This is a genomic window from Pseudomonas sp. GW822-FHT06B12 (assembly GCF_058799675.1).
In genome coordinates this window covers 419,618-432,867 of the sequence record NZ_JBXALR010000004.1, presented here as the reverse complement: position 1 = coordinate 432,867, position 13,250 = coordinate 419,618, and the positions used below count along the sequence as shown (strand labels likewise).

Genomic DNA, 13,250 nt, shown 5'->3' with positions numbered 1-13,250 from the left:
CCCATCTTAATTACAATCGACGCCAACCGCAGCTATCAACAAAAGAGAGAGAGCCTATCGTGTCCCTTCGCAAGTACCAGAACCACACCCCCGTGCTCGACAAAGGCGCGTTTGTCGACGGCTCGGCAGTGGTGATCGGCGACGTCGAAATAGGCGAAGACAGCTCGGTCTGGCCACTGACCGTGATCCGCGGCGACATGCACCGTATCCGCATTGGCCAGCGCACCAGCGTGCAGGATGGTTGCGTTTTGCACATCACCCACGCCGGGCCCTTCAACCCCGACGGCTTCCCGCTGCTGATCGGCGATGACGTGACCATCGCCCACAAAGTCATGCTGCACGGCTGCACGGTCGGCAACCGGATCCTGATCGGCATGGGCAGTATCGTCATGGATGGCGCGGTGGTCGAAGACGACGTGATCATCGGCGCTGGCAGTCTGGTGCCACCGGGCAAACGCCTGGAAAGCGGTTTCCTCTATGTCGGCAGCCCGGTGAAACAGATCCGTCCACTGACTGACAAGGAACGGGCGTTTTTCACCTACAGCGCGGCGAATTACGTGAAGCTCAAGGACCTGCATCTGGCCGAAGGCTACGACCAGCTCTGACACCGGCAGACTCACTCAGGAATCTTCATGCATTACCAAAGCGTTTTATTCGACCTCGATGGCACCCTGACCGACCCGCGTGAGGGCATCACCCGCTCGATCCAGTTCGCCTTGAGCAAACTGGGGATCGACGAGCCTGATCTGACCAGACTCGAACACTTCATCGGCCCGCCATTGCTGCAAGCCTTCATGCAGTTCTACGACTTCGACGAGCCCAAGGCCTGGGAGGCGGTGAATTTCTATCGCGAGCGCTTCAAGGTCACCGGCCTGTACGAGAACCGGGTGTTCGACGGCGTCACACCACTGCTGGAAACCCTTAACGGGCAAGGGCGGCAGTTGTACATCGCGACGTCGAAGCCGTGGATTTTCGCCCGGGAAATCGCCCGGCACTTCGGTTTCGATCGGCACTTCAAGGTGATCTACGGCAGCGAACTGGACGGCACCCGCACCGACAAGGTCGAGCTGATTGCCCATTTGATGGCTGAAGAAGGACTCGATCCAAGCACCACGCTGATGATCGGCGACCGCAAACACGACCTGATCGGTGCCAAGCGCAATGGATTGGACGCGGCAGCAGTGGGTTATGGTTTCGGCAGCTACGAAGAATTGAGCGCCGAACAGCCGGCCTATCACTTCGAGACATTGGCCGAGTTGCATCAGGCGTTTTTACGGGGTTAATTAAATCGCCATCGCGAGCAGGCTCGCTCCCACAGGGGATCGCGTACTTACCCAACAACTCGGTCTAATGTGGGAGCGAGCCTGCTCGCGATGGCGTCAGTTCATCCAACGCAAATCTCAAAAAGCTGACAGCGACTTCAAGGCCGCCTTGCGCTGCTCAACCGGCAACGCCCCCAATTTCTCGACCGCCATATAGAACTTCAGCCAGTCCCCACCCGACTGCTTGAACACCACGGAAAACGCCGGCACCCATTGGTCATAGAGCCCGAATGGCAGCAACCTGGCGTTGTTCATCGGGGCATTGATCCAGGCGTCGTAGCGCTTCTCGCCAGCCCATTGGCCGTCGCGCAGGGCTCGGTAGTCGCTGCGCAAACGTTCGAACTCAGCGGCTTTACGCTGGCGCATTTGCTCAGCCGCCAGGGGCGATGCGTAGAGCTTTTCGAGCCGCGTACGGGTATCCAGAACCAATCGGGTAAATTGATCGCGCTGCTGCTCTTGAGCTTTACTGGCCGGCGGTAAACCGCGCGCCGCTCGCCATTGGCGGGTGCCTTCCTGTTCGACGAAGGTGGCGTAAGACTCGTTGAACTCGGTGTCGTCCTTCACGTAAAACCGCTGATGCGCCAACTCGTGAAAAATCAGCGTCGCCAGACGCTCGTCGCCCCAGTTCATCATCGAACTGATGATCGGGTCGTCGAACCAGCCCAGGGTCGAATAGGCTTCAACGCCACTGATCGACACGTCCATGCCTTGCTGACGCTGCAGCGCCGCATCGCCTCGTGCGGCGCTCTGGCTGTAGTACCCGCGGTAGGCCACGCATCCGGCAATCGGAAAGCAATGATTCTGCGGCTTGAGGGAAAATTCCGGCGTGGCGAACACATTCCACACCACAAACGGTCGGCCGATGTCGGCATAGAGGCGATAACTTTTGTTGTCCGGCAGGTGCAACTGCTGACTCGCGAACTCGCGGGCCCTTTGTGACTGGGCCAGGTGCGCGCGCAGTTTCGCGTCACGTGCAGGGTCGGCAACTACCTCGCTCACCGGCTCACGCGCACGCAGCAATTGCCACTGACCACTGGCCAACTGACTGTAGTAACTGATGCTCGTGCAACCGTTGAGCAGTAAAAGCAGCGTGGCCGGAAACAAAACGCGCAAAACGCGATCAAGTAACCGATGGCTTGGAAGCGGCCTGATCACATCGAATCATCCTTGGGGAGTCTGCCCGCAAGACTATCTCGCCTACTGGAGCTTCGCTATGCGCGTGTTATTGCTGACTGGAGGCCTGCTGATGTTGGCCGGCTGTGCTGGACTACCCCAACCCGACCCGACACAAGCCTGGATCGACCTCGGCCCCCATCAAAGTGACACCGTGCTGCAAGCGCTGGAAGTCGATGCCAAGGCATCCGCCGATAAACGCTACTTCCAGGTTCCCCCGGGCAGCCATGAGCTGAAGGTGCGTTATCTGTTTGCGGTGCAACCGACTGACATCGGCCCCGACGCCGAACCTTTGTGGCGCGATTGTCAGTTGAGTGTGAAATTCAACGACTTCAACGCCGGTCAGCGATATCAGCTGCAAGCAGGGAATATTGGCTTCCGGCCGTGGGCCAAGCTCTACGATCAGCAGCGAAAAGTCGTTGGCCAGGCGCATCCGGTGGGCTGCCAGCGCACCTGAACGGCGCTATGCTTAATACCTGACCACCCGGAAATTGATCATGCGCAGGACTCTGCTTTTTCTCGCCATCAGCTCGCTGGCCGGCTGTATGACCCCGTTGCCAGCCGCGAACCCGAACATGGCCTGGGTCGACTTCGCCATGCCAACGCCCGGGGGCAAAGTCCTCATGGCCGAGAGCCTGGACAATAAGCGCCTGAAAGACGGGCGATTCTTCCAGGTCACACCCGGCAGCCATGAATTGAAGGTTCGCTTCGACTTTGAGCAGTTTTACGGAGGCTTTGGCATGGACTTCGACTCGCCAAACCGACTGTGCTATTTGACCGTGCGCTACGATCATTTCGAAGCCGGCCAACGTTACCTGCTCGAAGCTCGCTCGCTGACCACCACGCCCAGCGCCCGGCTGTATAACGCCAAGCGCGAACTCGTCGCCGAAGAGAATCAGACTTTTTGCATCCCGTAAGACGGATTATCTGTCGTTCTTCTGATAGATGATTTTCTTCGTTCCGCCTTCACACGTGCCGACCACCATGTTCTGGTCGTGCACTTCGTCATTGGTGACGATCTCCAGGGTGTAAGACGACACATTATTGGCCTGGATCTTGGCTTCGATCTCGGCCTTGAGTTCTTCGCAGGATTTGGTTGCCGCCAGGGCCGATGTGGCCAGCACGCTGCAGATAACCGCCAAGGCAAAACGTTTCATGGTTGAAGCTCCCTTTAGGCAGCGCGCACAGTTATGCGCTGAAGCTGCTGTCACTTATTCGACCACAGTTCTACCCAGCGAGTTCTGATTTGTAGCAGCTGGCGCGCCAGCTGCTACCAGGGAGCAATCAGCTGACGAGGGTCGCATCAAGCGTGATTTTGGCGTTCAGCACCTTGGAAACCGGGCAGCCCTCTTTGGCTTTTTTGCTCAGTTCTTCGAACTGCTGCTGGCTGGCGCCGGGGATTTTCGCTTTGAGCGTCAGGTGCACGGCGGTGATCGCAAAACCACCGTCGACCTGATCCAGTGTCACCTCGGCATTGGTGTCAATTGTGTCGGCCTTGAGGCCAGCCTCACCGAGAATCATCGAAAATGCCATGGAGAAACACCCCGCATGAGCGGCGCCGATCAGCTCTTCCGGGTTGGTGCCGGGGCCGCCTTCAAAACGCGCCTTGAAGCCATAAGGTGCATTTTTCAAAACCCCGGTTTCAGTCGAGATAGAACCCAGGCCGGTTTTCAGATCACCGACCCAATGCGCCGATGCTTTCTTTTTGATACTCATCTCTGCCTCCTCAAAATCCGGCGCGAGGGTCGCGCCTTCATGGTTTTCGGTTGCCAGGGTTCTGAGGATAGAAGACTGGGCAAAGTTCACCTTGTTGGATCGAACCACTTATCTGGTCGGCAAATTCATGTCTGCTATTGAAACTCGGGTATATGCCCACATTGCATAGAGCACGCTCATGCATTCGGCAGGTTTTCGTTGGTGAGAAAAGCCTGCGTACCCTCATTGGAGAAGCCGGCTTATGAAACAACTGTCCGATATCAAGTTCTCGACGCTGGACCTGGTGCCCGTTCGCGAGAACGGCAGCCCCGCCCAATCGCTGCGCAACTCGCTGGACCTGGCGCAACATGTCGAGAAGTGGGGCTACAACCGCTTCTGGGTCGCCGAACACCACAACATGGATGGCATCGCCAGTTCCGCGACTTCCGTACTGCTTGGCTATCTGGCCGGCGGGACGTCGACCATTCGTGTCGGTTCCGGTGGCGTGATGCTGCCCAACCATGCACCGCTGGTGATCGCCGAGCAGTTCGGCACTCTCGAAAGCCTCTATCCTGGGCGAATCGACCTCGGTCTGGGACGCGCACCGGGTTCCGATCAGATGACCGCCCGCGCCTTGCGCCGTGAACGCTCCGGCAGCGCCGACGACTTCCCGGAAGACGTGGCCGAACTGGTGCGCTACCTGGGCCCACGCACGCCGGACCAGCGCATTATCGCGATGCCCGGCACGGGCACCAATGTGCCGGTCTGGCTACTGGGTTCCAGCCTGTTCAGCGCACAACTGGCCGGCGAACGCGGTTTGCCTTACGCCTTTGCCTCGCATTTCGCACCGCGTTATATGCATGAAGCGATTCGGGTTTACCGCAATCACTTCAAGCCTTCAGCCGTACTGGATAAACCCTACGTGATGCTCGGCGTACCGCTGGTTGCCGCCGACACCGACGAACAAGCCGATTACCTGGCGACCTCGGTCTACCAACGGATTCTGGCGCTGATGCGCGGCCAAAGCCTGGTTCAGCGCCCGCCGGTGAAAACCATGGACGGCCTGTGGTTGCCTCACGAGAAAGAAGCCGTCGGTGATTTCCTGGGGCTGGCCATGGTCGGCAGCCCGGCGAAGATTCGCGCAAAACTTGAGGTGCTGATCGAGCAGACTCAGGCCGACGAACTGATCTTCACCAGCGATCTGTACGAACACGCCGATCGCCTGCATTCCTACGAACTGCTGGCGCAAGTGATGAAGGGCTGAGCCCCAAACAGCACCCGGAAAAAAGCCGACGCCTTGGCGTCGGCTTTTACATAAACAACGGACTCAATCTACTTCTTGTAGACGATGACCTTCTTGCCTGCCTCGCACTTGCCGACCACCTTGCCACCCGCGGCCGCGCCTTTATCAACGATTTCCAGCGAATAGTTTTTGGAGCCCTTGGCGTCGATTTTTGCCGCGATTTCGCTTTTCAACTCTTCGCACGGCTTGCCCGCCGCAAAGGTTGTTCCCGCAATGCTCAACAAACCCACCGCCAACATAAATTTCTTCATCGGTCACATTCCCTGGTCGGATCAAAAGGGGTAAGCGTTAACACTTGAGCGTCTGTCGCCCAAGACGAAGTAGCGCTTTGCCATTCCCTATGGCAATCGGCCAGCGCACAAGTTCAGAAGCCTAGCTCAACCTCAGCTATTGGCAATCCGGAAACCGACCTTGAGCGTCACCTGAAAGTGCGCCGCCTGGCCATCCTTGATGTGCCCGCGGGTTTCGGTGACTTCGAACCATTCCATGTGCTTGATGCTCTTGCTGGCCTCGGCCAGGGCGTTGTTGATGGCTTCTTCAATACTGGTAGGGGACGAGCCAACCAGCTCGACTTTCTTGTAAGTGTGATGGTCAGTCATGGCGCTCTCCTTGAGTAGTGATTAGAGCCTAGCAGCGATTTTCGGTATTTCTTGTGCCTGCCATTCCCAAGATTTACTGCACTTTCGCGAACCGCTGGAGTCCCAACCAACATACGCACTCAATCAATGCAGGAGAGTCATCATGGCCATCACCTCGTTGCGTAAAGCGTCATTGCAAAGCATGGAAGCCGAGATCGAGAGTCTGCTCAAGTCGTTGGAAAGCCTGAAGAGCGATGCCTCGGACGAGTCGCTGAAAACCCTCAAGGCTCTCAAAAGCAACGCCGAGAGCGCGCTGAAACACTCGCGCCACCTGCTCAGCGACGCGTACGAAGAAGTCAAAGTCAAGACCCGTGAAACCGGAATCGCCACCCGCGATTACGCCCAGGAACACCCATGGACCACCGCCAGCGTCGCGGTCGGAGCCTTGGGTTTGCTGGCGGCGTATCTGCTGTACAAACGTGGTAATTAAAGGGTTTGGCGCAGCTCGTTTTTCAGCCATTGCGCCAACTGCCGAGCGCGCCCGTCTCCGGCGCGCTTGGGTAGCCACAACGCCAGTTGCGCCGGGGTTTCGCTAAACCCCCACGGCGCAACCAGGCGACCGGCCTGCAAATCCTCGGCCACCAGCGGCTCGGGGGCAATCGCCACGCCCAACCCGGCTACCGCCGCCTCCAGCAAATAATACAAATGCTCGAAACCCTGCCCGAACTTCAACGCTTTGGCATCGAGGCCGTTGCGCTGCGCCCAACTGGGCCAGGCTTGCGGGCGTGAAGTGGTGTGCAACAAGGGTTCGTTGAGCAACGCAGCAGCCGGCGCCTGGCGCAGGCTGTCGTAACCGGCAAAGCGCGGGCTCAACACCGGGCCGATGCGCTCACTGGCCAACTCATAAACCTGCATGTCCGCAGGCCACGGCGGCTCGGCAAACACCAGCAAGGCATCCAGCCCCGGTCGTCGTGGGTCGAGATCGCCTTCACCCGCCGACAGGTGCAAGCGCAAATCCGGCAGCTCGGCATTCAACCGGCCCAAACGCGGAATAAACCAGCGCGCCAGCAAGCTGCCGGAGCAGCCGAGCACGAACGGCGCGTCGGCGTGGCCTTGCGTCAGCTCACCGCACACGGTGCGCAAACGCTCGAAAGCCTCGCTGCTGGCATCGCGTAAGCGCACGCCGGCATCTGTGAGTTTCAGGCCGCGCCCATCCTTGACGAACAGGCTCACCCCCAGATGCTCCTCGAGCACTTTCAGCTGTCGGCTGACCGCACCGTGGGTCACGTGCAGTTGCTCCGCAGCCTGACTGACGCTGTTCAAGCGGGCAGTGGCCTCGAAGGCGCGCAAGGCGTTCAGCGGGGGAAGGTCATGGCTCATGGGATCTGTGAGTTTTCCTGACAGGTTACGGCGATCTTATCGGTTTTCAGCGTGGAACGTCAGGGGTAGAGTGAACGCCATTGCCACTTCACGTATTCAACTGGAGCGCCCCATGACCCAGACTAATCTGCGTAACGGCCCTGATGCCAACGGCCTGTTTGGCGCGTTCGGCGGCCGCTACGTTGCCGAAACCCTGATGCCGTTGATACTCGACCTGGCCCGCGAATACGAAGCGGCCAAGGAAGATCCAGCATTCAAAGAGGAATTGGCCTACTTCCAGCGCGACTACGTCGGCCGTCCAAGCCCACTGTACTTCGCCGAACGCCTGACCGAATTCTGCGGCGGCGCGAAGATTTACCTCAAGCGCGAAGAGCTGAACCACACCGGCGCGCACAAGATCAACAACTGCATCGGCCAGATCCTGCTGGCGCGGCGCATGGGTAAAAAACGCATCATCGCCGAGACCGGCGCCGGCATGCACGGCGTGGCGACCGCCACCGTGGCTGCACGTTTTGGCCTCGATTGCGTGATCTACATGGGCACCACCGACATCGAGCGCCAACAGGCCAACGTGTTCCGCATGAAGTTGCTGGGCGCCGAAGTGATCCCGGTAGTTGCCGGCACCGGCACCCTGAAAGACGCGATGAACGAAGCCCTGCGTGACTGGGTGACCAACGTCGACAGCACCTTCTACCTGATCGGCACCGTGGCCGGCCCGCACCCTTATCCGGCGATGGTCCGCGACTTCCAGGCGGTGATCGGCAAGGAAACCCGCGAACAGCTGCAAGCCCAGGAAGGCCGCCTGCCGGACAGCCTGGTAGCGTGCATCGGCGGTGGTTCCAACGCCATGGGCCTGTTCCACCCGTTCCTCGATGACAAAAGCGTCGAAATCATTGGCGTTGAAGCGGCAGGTCATGGCATCGAAACCGGCAAACACGCGGCCAGCCTGAACGGCGGCGTACCGGGCGTGCTGCACGGCAACCGGACCTTCCTGCTGCAGGACGACGATGGCCAGATCATCGACGCCCACTCGATCTCCGCCGGCCTCGATTACCCGGGTATCGGTCCGGAACACGCCTGGTTGCATGACATCGGCCGCGTCCAGTACACCTCGGTAACTGACCACGAAGCCCTCGACGCCTTCCACAAATGCTGCCGCCTGGAAGGGATTATTCCTGCACTGGAAAGCGCCCACGCCCTGGCCGAAGTGTTCAAACGCGCACCGACCCTGCCGAAAGATCACCTGATGGTGGTCAACCTTTCCGGCCGTGGCGACAAAGACATGCAGACCGTGATGCACCACATGGAGCACTCTCAACAAGAGCACTCCCAGCAGGAGAAACACTGATGAGCCGCCTGCAAACACGCTTCGCCGAACTCAAAGAACTGAACCGCGCCGCTCTGGTAACCTTCGTCACTGCCGGCGACCCGAGCTATGACACCTCGCTGGCGATCCTCAAGGGTCTGCCAGCGGCCGGCGCCGACGTGATCGAGTTGGGCATGCCCTTCACCGATCCGATGGCCGACGGCCCGGCGATCCAGCTTGCCAACATCCGCGCCCTGGGTGCCAAACAGAACCTGGCGAAAACCCTGCAAATGGTTCGCGAGTTCCGCAAAGACAACAACGACACTCCGCTGGTGCTGATGGGTTACTTCAACCCGATTCATTACTACGGCGTACCACGCTTCATCAGCGATGCCAAAGAAGCCGGTGTCGATGGCCTGATCGTGGTCGACATGCCACCTGAGCATAACGCCGAGCTGTGCGACCCGGCGCAAGCGGCAGGCATCGACTTCATCCGCCTGACCACCCCGACCACCGACGACGTGCGCCTGCCGACTGTGCTCAATGGCAGTTCCGGTTTCGTTTACTACGTGTCGGTAGCCGGTGTGACCGGTGCTGGCGCAGCGACCCTGGAACACGTCGAAGAAGCCGTCACCCGCTTGCGTCGCCACACCGACCTGCCGATCAGCATCGGTTTCGGCATCCGCACACCGGAGCAAGCGGCGTCCATCGCCCGTCTGGCAGACGGCGTGGTGGTGGGTTCGGCACTGATCGACCACATCGCCAACGCGACCACGCCTGAGCAGGCCATCGACGGCGTGCTGAGCCTGTGCTCGGCGTTGTCCGAAGGCGTGCGTAAAGCCCGCGTCAGCTAAGAGTAAAGTTCCTGATACAGAGGAATTAGCGCCCGGCGCCGCAGACTAAATAGCAAGACCCAGGGGTTTGGAACCGAGTTCTGAGCCCCTTTTTTTGCTGTGGATGCTCTGAGGAAGACCCAAATGAAAATGCCCAAACGCCTGATTGCCAGCCTGGGTGTATTGATGCTCAGCGCCACGCCCTTGCTCCACGTAAGCGCCGATGAACGCGACGATCATGATCGCGGCGGCCCGCGGTATGAGCATCGTGGCGATGAACACCGCGAGCATGGCCCTGAATTCAGAGGGCCACCTCGGGACTTCGGTCCGGTGCGCGAAGTGATCCGCGTCAACCACGGGTATTTCGTCCGCGGTGCACCACCACCGCCGGGCGTTCGCTGGGTCAGAGGCCAACCTTTGCCGCGCGGCTACTACGGCGAACGCCTGGACAGCCGAGCCCTCGAACACTTGCCGTACTACCCAGGTTACGAATGGCGACGCATGGGCGGCGACATTGTGCTGATCGCCATAGGCACCGGGGTGGTTTATGAGGTGCTGGAGGGTGTGCTGTATTGAGTGTTGATCGGGGTTTTGTGTAGTCCAAACCACCGTCATCGCGAGCAAGCTCGCTCCCACATTGAAATGCGTTCCCCTGTGGGAGCGAGCTTGCTCGCGATGAGGCCCTGACAGCCAACCCAGCTCCCAATTCTGCTCAAAAAATCGACAAATCCAGTGGCCGTATCGCGCCCATCCAGATCGCATGGTCGGTGTGGTCGGCCAGGTCATCACCGGTATCCGGGTGCACAAACACCACCAAACCTTTGCGATTGAGCGCCAGCCACGGCAGCACTTCGCCGAGCTGCTCCGGCGCGAAGGCCAACTGGCAGCTCCAGTCCGGGTGTGGGCCTACCGGCCGTTCGTGCACCCGGCCCATCTTCAGCGGAAACAACTGCGCAGCCTGCTCACACAGGGCTCGCGCCTGATCGATGGTGTTCGTATTGAAGTAAACGTGGGCGTGGTAGCCCTTGATCCGCTGCATAGTGTTCTCGTGTCTCGGGATTCATTCCCCACCCGCAACGCTACACCGCAATCGACGGCAGGGCCAAACCTGTCAGCGACTCCGCGCTGCTGGCCTGTTCGGTCATCAGCCAGTCAACGAACTTCTGGATCAGCGCGCTGCGGCGTTTGCGCTGGGGCAGGACCACGTAATAGCCGAAGCTCGACATCGCCGTCTCGGCAATCGGTCGGCACAACAAGCCTTGCGCCAGCAAGTTATCCACAAGGTGTCGCCAACCGATGGCCACGCCCTGGCCGCCAATCGCCGCTTGAATCAGCAGCGTGTAATTGTCGAAGCGCAACTGCCCCGGCGCGGGAGGTGTGGCGATGCCCAAGGTGCGGAACACGCCGCTCCAGTCGAACCAGTGGCTGCTGTTTTCGCCGCGCAAATGCAGCAACGGCAGCTCCTGCAAGGCGTGGGCGGGCAGGGGCACCGCGCGGTCTTTAAGCAGCAGCGGACTGCACACCGGGAACACTTCTTCACTGAACAACCAATGGCTTTCGCCCTGTTTGAAGCGCCCGTCGCCAAACAGCACGGCCACGTCAATGTCGGTGCGCAGCATGTTGTGGCTGCGCTCGCTGGTGACCAGGCTGACGTCCACCTGCGGATTGGCTTCATGAAAACGGTGCAGTCGCGGCATCAGCCAATACGCGGCGAAGGCGAAATCGGTGGCCACCTGCAACACCTCGTGCTGATGCTGGGCGCTGATCGCATTCAGCCCGGCGTCGATGTTCTGCAAACCGGCCTGCACTTGCTCGAACAGAATCGCCCCGGCCTCGGTCAGCTCGATACCTCGGTAGATGCGGTCAAACAGCCGCGTACCGAGTTGCTCCTCCAACCGTTTGATCTGCTGGCTGACAGCCGGTTGCGTGGTACCAAGCTCTACCGCCGCTGCCGTGAAGCTGCGATGGCGCGCGGCGGCTTCAAAGGCGCGGAACAGGTCCAGGGACAAATCACCAAGGGCGTCATACATAAGCTGTTCTTATCCTAGTCATTGCCTGGCGTGGGCTTTACCACGAAGTGCGTGGGCTACATCCTCGATCACAGCACTTTCGCATAACTCCTCACTATGGAATGCCGCGATCACATGAAGCGCAAGAACATTCTTTTCATCATGGCCGATCAAATGGCTGCGCCCCTGTTGCCGTTCTACGGCCCATCGCCGATCAAGCTGCCCAACCTGAGCCGCCTGGCCGCGCAAGGCGTGGTGTTCGACGCCGCGTATTGCAATAGCCCGTTATGCGCACCTTCGCGGTTCACCCTGGTCAGCGGCCAGTTGCCGAGCAAGATCGGCGCCTACGACAACGCGGCGGATTTTCCTGCAGACGTGCCGACCTATGCCCACTACCTGCGGCGCCTCGGCTACCGCACTGCGCTGTCCGGCAAGATGCATTTCTGTGGCCCGGATCAGCTGCATGGCTACGAAGAACGCCTGACCAGCGATATCTACCCGGCTGACTACGGTTGGGCAGTGAACTGGGATGAACCGGACGTGCGCCCGAGCTGGTATCACAACATGTCCTCGGTGCTGCAGGCCGGGCCCTGCGTGCGCACCAATCAGCTGGATTTCGACGAAGAGGTGGTGTTCAAGGCCCAGCAGTACCTGTTCGATCACATCCGCGAAGACGGCGATCAGCCGTTCTGCCTGACTGTGTCGATGACTCACCCACACGATCCGTACACCATTCCCAAAGCCTTTTGGGACCTGTACGACGACAAAGACATCCCGCTGCCGGAAACCCCGGCGCAAGACGAACTCGATCCGCACTCCCAGCGTCTGCTCAAGGTCTACGACCTGTGGGACAAGCCGCTGCCTGTGGATAAGATTCGCGATGCGCGCCGCGCCTATTTCGGTGCGTGCAGCTATATCGATAGCAACGTCGGCAAACTTCTGCAAACCCTCGAAGAAACCGGACTGATCGAGAACACCACCATCGTCTTCTCTGGTGACCATGGCGACATGCTTGGCGAGCGTGGACTCTGGTACAAAATGCACTGGTTCGAAATGGCCGCCCGCGTACCGCTGCTGGTCAGCGCGCCGGGGCAGTTCGCTGCTGGGCGAGTCAGGGCTGTGGTGTCCACCGCCGACCTGTTGCCGACCCTGGTGGAACTGGCCGGCGGCACATTGGAACCCGGCTTGCCACTGGACGGTCGCTCGCTGGTGCCGCACTTGCAGGGGCAGGGCGGGCACGACGAGGTGTTTGGCGAATACATGGCCGAAGGCACCATCAGTCCGCTGATGATGATCCGCCGTGGCGCGTACAAATTCATCTACAGCGAAGACGACCCGTGTCTGCTCTTCGATGTGCACAACGATCCGCACGAACAGGAAGAACTCAGCCAATCCGCGCAACATCGCCAGGTGTTCGAGGATTTTCTCGCCGAAGCACGGGCTAAATGGAATATCCCGGCGATCCACCAACAGGTGCTCGCCAGCCAGCGCCGACGACGCTTCGTCACTCAGGCGCTGACCCTCGGCAAGCTGAAGAGCTGGGACCACCAGCCGCTGGTCGACGCCAGTCAGCAGTACATGCGCAACCACATCGACCTCGATGATCTGGAGCGCAAAGCACGTTATCCACAACCCTGCCAAAACCAATAAC

General features: G+C 59.8%; 18 protein-coding genes. 10 read left to right on the top strand and 8 right to left on the bottom strand.

Going from position 1 to position 13,250, the window contains the following annotated elements; all coding sequences use genetic code 11:
* The first annotated feature begins 59 nt into the window (after positions 1–59).
* Together AC1RKH_RS12025 and AC1RKH_RS12020 are read left to right on the top strand one after the other, a co-directional pair.
* Positions 60–605: a gamma carbonic anhydrase family protein gene (locus AC1RKH_RS12025; protein WP_123427025.1), complete on the top strand. Its 546-nt coding sequence runs from the start codon at positions 60–62 to the stop codon at positions 603–605.
* A 27-nt stretch (positions 606–632) separates the two neighbouring features.
* Entirely contained in the window at positions 633–1,283 is a 651-nt protein-coding gene (locus AC1RKH_RS12020) for an HAD family hydrolase (RefSeq protein ID WP_493062813.1), read from the top strand.
* Between the two features lie 117 nt (positions 1,284–1,400).
* Here AC1RKH_RS12020 and AC1RKH_RS12015 read toward each other — a convergent pair whose 3' ends face one another.
* Positions 1,401–2,477, bottom strand: coding sequence for an aminopeptidase (locus tag AC1RKH_RS12015; RefSeq protein WP_493062812.1), 1,077 nt, complete (start codon positions 2,475–2,477; stop codon positions 1,401–1,403).
* A gap of 58 nt (positions 2,478–2,535) precedes the next feature.
* On the opposite strand from AC1RKH_RS12015, the gene AC1RKH_RS12010 reads away from it, so the two are divergent.
* Both AC1RKH_RS12010 and AC1RKH_RS12005 read left to right on the top strand, forming a co-directional pair.
* Complete coding sequence (locus AC1RKH_RS12010; protein ID WP_493062811.1) at positions 2,536–2,952, top strand: PA0061/PA0062 family lipoprotein; 417 nt, start codon at positions 2,536–2,538, stop codon at positions 2,950–2,952.
* Positions 2,953–2,992: 40 nt separating this feature from the next.
* On the top strand, positions 2,993–3,412 hold the full coding sequence (locus tag AC1RKH_RS12005; protein WP_493062810.1) for a PA0061/PA0062 family lipoprotein: 420 nt from the start codon (positions 2,993–2,995) through the stop codon (positions 3,410–3,412).
* A 6-nt stretch (positions 3,413–3,418) separates the two neighbouring features.
* Here the strand turns inward: AC1RKH_RS12005 and AC1RKH_RS12000 are convergent, their stop codons facing one another.
* Together AC1RKH_RS12000 and AC1RKH_RS11995 are read right to left on the bottom strand one after the other, a co-directional pair.
* Complete coding sequence (locus AC1RKH_RS12000; protein ID WP_019694449.1) at positions 3,419–3,652, bottom strand: DUF1161 domain-containing protein; 234 nt, start codon at positions 3,650–3,652, stop codon at positions 3,419–3,421.
* Between the two features lie 127 nt (positions 3,653–3,779).
* Positions 3,780–4,211, bottom strand: a complete 432-nt coding sequence (locus AC1RKH_RS11995; protein WP_401120207.1) for an OsmC family protein — start codon at positions 4,209–4,211, stop codon at positions 3,780–3,782.
* A 241-nt stretch (positions 4,212–4,452) separates the two neighbouring features.
* On the opposite strand from AC1RKH_RS11995, the gene AC1RKH_RS11990 reads away from it, so the two are divergent.
* On the top strand, positions 4,453–5,454 hold the full coding sequence (locus tag AC1RKH_RS11990; protein WP_123427031.1) for an LLM class flavin-dependent oxidoreductase: 1,002 nt from the start codon (positions 4,453–4,455) through the stop codon (positions 5,452–5,454).
* A gap of 68 nt (positions 5,455–5,522) precedes the next feature.
* Here AC1RKH_RS11990 and AC1RKH_RS11985 read toward each other — a convergent pair whose 3' ends face one another.
* A complete protein-coding gene (locus AC1RKH_RS11985) occupies positions 5,523–5,744 on the bottom strand; it encodes a DUF1161 domain-containing protein (protein WP_123427032.1) in 222 nt (73 codons plus the stop codon).
* Positions 5,745–5,876: 132 nt separating this feature from the next.
* Positions 5,877–6,092 carry a dodecin gene (locus AC1RKH_RS11980; protein ID WP_123427033.1) on the bottom strand — a complete coding sequence of 72 codons (216 nt, stop codon included), beginning with the start codon at positions 6,090–6,092 and terminating at the stop codon, positions 5,877–5,879.
* A gap of 142 nt (positions 6,093–6,234) precedes the next feature.
* On the opposite strand from AC1RKH_RS11980, the gene AC1RKH_RS11975 reads away from it, so the two are divergent.
* Complete coding sequence (locus tag AC1RKH_RS11975) at positions 6,235–6,561, top strand: ElaB/YgaM/YqjD family protein (protein ID WP_493062809.1); 327 nt, start codon at positions 6,235–6,237, stop codon at positions 6,559–6,561.
* Here AC1RKH_RS11975 and AC1RKH_RS11970 read toward each other — a convergent pair.
* Positions 6,558–7,451: a LysR family transcriptional regulator gene (locus tag AC1RKH_RS11970; RefSeq protein ID WP_493062808.1), complete on the bottom strand. Its 894-nt coding sequence runs from the start codon at positions 7,449–7,451 to the stop codon at positions 6,558–6,560. The genes AC1RKH_RS11975 and AC1RKH_RS11970 overlap by 4 nt on opposite strands.
* A 112-nt stretch (positions 7,452–7,563) precedes the next feature.
* Here AC1RKH_RS11970 and trpB point away from each other — a divergent pair, with 112 nt between their 5' ends.
* From trpB to AC1RKH_RS11955, 3 genes are all read left to right on the top strand, one after another.
* Entirely contained in the window at positions 7,564–8,799 is a 1,236-nt protein-coding gene (gene trpB / locus AC1RKH_RS11965; protein ID WP_123427036.1) for a tryptophan synthase subunit beta, read from the top strand.
* Positions 8,799–9,611, top strand: a complete 813-nt coding sequence (trpA, locus tag AC1RKH_RS11960; RefSeq protein ID WP_493062807.1) for a tryptophan synthase subunit alpha — start codon at positions 8,799–8,801, stop codon at positions 9,609–9,611. The genes trpB and trpA overlap by 1 nt, the downstream gene beginning before the upstream one ends.
* 123 nt (positions 9,612–9,734) lie before the next feature.
* Positions 9,735–10,166: an anti-virulence regulator CigR family protein gene (locus AC1RKH_RS11955; RefSeq protein WP_103314883.1), complete on the top strand. Its 432-nt coding sequence runs from the start codon at positions 9,735–9,737 to the stop codon at positions 10,164–10,166.
* A gap of 136 nt (positions 10,167–10,302) precedes the next feature.
* Here AC1RKH_RS11955 and AC1RKH_RS11950 read toward each other — a convergent pair whose 3' ends face one another.
* Both AC1RKH_RS11950 and AC1RKH_RS11945 read right to left on the bottom strand, forming a co-directional pair.
* Entirely contained in the window at positions 10,303–10,629 is a 327-nt protein-coding gene (locus AC1RKH_RS11950; RefSeq protein ID WP_493062806.1) for a DOPA 4,5-dioxygenase family protein, read from the bottom strand.
* Between the two features lie 40 nt (positions 10,630–10,669).
* Complete coding sequence (locus tag AC1RKH_RS11945; protein WP_493062805.1) at positions 10,670–11,620, bottom strand: choline sulfate utilization transcriptional regulator; 951 nt, start codon at positions 11,618–11,620, stop codon at positions 10,670–10,672.
* Between the two features lie 114 nt (positions 11,621–11,734).
* Here AC1RKH_RS11945 and betC point away from each other — a divergent pair, with 114 nt between their 5' ends.
* Complete coding sequence (gene betC / locus AC1RKH_RS11940; RefSeq protein WP_493062804.1) at positions 11,735–13,249, top strand: choline-sulfatase; 1,515 nt, start codon at positions 11,735–11,737, stop codon at positions 13,247–13,249.
* Position 13,250: the final 1 nt, after the last annotated feature.

Bases quoted from the DNA above. Each gene is read 5' to 3' on its own strand.
- AC1RKH_RS12020 (WP_493062813.1), top strand. From the start codon at position 633: ATGCATTACCAAAGCGTTTTATTCGACCTCGATGGCACCCTGACCGAC.
- AC1RKH_RS12010 (WP_493062811.1), top strand. From the start codon at position 2,536: ATGCGCGTGTTATTGCTGACTGGAGGCCTGCTGATGTTGGCCGGCTGT.
- AC1RKH_RS12005 (WP_493062810.1), top strand. From the start codon at position 2,993: ATGCGCAGGACTCTGCTTTTTCTCGCCATCAGCTCGCTGGCCGGCTGT.
- AC1RKH_RS12000 (WP_019694449.1), bottom strand. From the start codon at position 3,652: ATGAAACGTTTTGCCTTGGCGGTTATCTGCAGCGTGCTGGCCACATCG.
- AC1RKH_RS11995 (WP_401120207.1), bottom strand. From the start codon at position 4,211: ATGAGTATCAAAAAGAAAGCATCGGCGCATTGGGTCGGTGATCTGAAA.
- AC1RKH_RS11990 (WP_123427031.1), top strand. From the start codon at position 4,453: ATGAAACAACTGTCCGATATCAAGTTCTCGACGCTGGACCTGGTGCCC.
- AC1RKH_RS11985 (WP_123427032.1), bottom strand. From the start codon at position 5,744: ATGAAGAAATTTATGTTGGCGGTGGGTTTGTTGAGCATTGCGGGAACA.
- AC1RKH_RS11980 (WP_123427033.1), bottom strand. From the start codon at position 6,092: ATGACTGACCATCACACTTACAAGAAAGTCGAGCTGGTTGGCTCGTCC.
- AC1RKH_RS11975 (WP_493062809.1), top strand. From the start codon at position 6,235: ATGGCCATCACCTCGTTGCGTAAAGCGTCATTGCAAAGCATGGAAGCC.
- AC1RKH_RS11970 (WP_493062808.1), bottom strand. From the start codon at position 7,451: ATGAGCCATGACCTTCCCCCGCTGAACGCCTTGCGCGCCTTCGAGGCC.
- trpB (WP_123427036.1), top strand. From the start codon at position 7,564: ATGACCCAGACTAATCTGCGTAACGGCCCTGATGCCAACGGCCTGTTT.
- trpA (WP_493062807.1), top strand. From the start codon at position 8,799: ATGAGCCGCCTGCAAACACGCTTCGCCGAACTCAAAGAACTGAACCGC.
- AC1RKH_RS11955 (WP_103314883.1), top strand. From the start codon at position 9,735: ATGAAAATGCCCAAACGCCTGATTGCCAGCCTGGGTGTATTGATGCTC.
- AC1RKH_RS11950 (WP_493062806.1), bottom strand. From the start codon at position 10,629: ATGCAGCGGATCAAGGGCTACCACGCCCACGTTTACTTCAATACGAAC.
- AC1RKH_RS11945 (WP_493062805.1), bottom strand. From the start codon at position 11,620: ATGTATGACGCCCTTGGTGATTTGTCCCTGGACCTGTTCCGCGCCTTT.
- betC (WP_493062804.1), top strand. From the start codon at position 11,735: ATGAAGCGCAAGAACATTCTTTTCATCATGGCCGATCAAATGGCTGCG.